1 protein-coding gene is annotated in these 268 nt (G+C 28.7%); it reads right to left on the bottom strand.

The window, feature by feature from the left end; translation table 11 throughout:
* Positions 1–182, bottom strand: a 182-nt coding sequence (locus ACEWL1_RS12120) for a GNAT family N-acetyltransferase (RefSeq protein WP_409233562.1), incomplete at its 3' end; no start/stop codon positions are given.
* Positions 183–268: the final 86 nt, after the last annotated feature.

Here is a 268-nt window from a genome sequence, read left to right as displayed (position 1 = left end):
AAATATTCTTCTCCTACTTTTTTAAATCCATGAGTTTCGTAAAATTTTTGATGATATACTTGTGCAGAAATTGTGATTTCTGAAGTATTAAATTGTTCTTGAATTGCTTTTATTGAACCTTTCATTAAATCGTGCCCGTAACCAAACTTACGTTCTTTAGCATCAACTACAACTCTGCCAATACTTGCTTCTTAAAAATAATCTCCTGGTTTAAAAATTCTTGTGTACGCTATAATTGAATTATTTTTCTTACCAAAAACATGTAAAG

The organism is Polaribacter gochangensis (assembly GCF_046224025.1).
In the GTDB taxonomy this organism is placed as follows: domain Bacteria; phylum Bacteroidota; class Bacteroidia; order Flavobacteriales; family Flavobacteriaceae; genus Polaribacter; species Polaribacter gochangensis.
The sequence above is the reverse complement of the archived record's forward strand: the minus strand, read 5'-3'. Positions and strand labels throughout refer to the sequence as shown.